Origin of the sequence: Sporosarcina koreensis (assembly GCF_001531445.1) — a bacterium.
Lineage (GTDB): Bacteria > Bacillota > Bacilli > Bacillales_A > Planococcaceae > Sporosarcina > Sporosarcina koreensis_C.
This window is the reverse complement of the sequence record NZ_LQYA01000290.1, coordinates 1-566: the sequence shown is the minus strand read 5'-3', so window position 1 is coordinate 566 and position 566 is coordinate 1. Positions and strand designations below refer to the sequence as shown.

The following is a 566-nucleotide window of genomic DNA, read 5'->3' as shown; positions in this document are numbered from 1 at the left end:
GACTTCACCCTGAAGATGGGCATCGGCCGCGCCTATAAAGCGCCGAGCCTGTACCAGACCAACCCGAACTACATTCTGTACAGTAAAGGCCAGGGCTGTTATGCCAGCATAACCGGCACCGGTTGCTATATGATGGGTAACGAAGACCTGAAAGCGGAAACCAGCATCAACAAAGAGATCGGCCTTGAGTTTAAACGCGACGGCTGGCTGGCCGGCGTGACCTGGTTCCGTAACGACTACCGCAACAAGATTGAAGCTGGCTATGCACCGATCTCCCAGACCGGTACGAGTAAAGTGAAAACCGATATTTACCAGTGGGAAAACGTACCGAAAGCGGTAGTAGAAGGCCTGGAAGGAACATTGAACGTCCCGGTTAGCGAAACCGTTAACTGGACCAACAATATCACCTACATGCTGCAGAGTAAGAACAAAGAGACCGGCGACCGTCTGTCGATTATTCCGGAATATACACTGAACTCAACGCTGAGCTGGCAGATATACCAGGATGTTTCGGTGCAGTCGACCTTCACCTGGTACGGCAAGCAGGAACCGAAGAAGTATAACTA

At 51.4% G+C, this 566-nt stretch carries 1 protein-coding gene; it reads left to right on the top strand.

What is annotated here, in order from left to right:
* A partial coding sequence (locus AWV70_RS21985; RefSeq protein ID WP_153010091.1) for a TonB-dependent receptor domain-containing protein occupies positions 1 to 566 on the top strand: 566 nt, incomplete at both ends.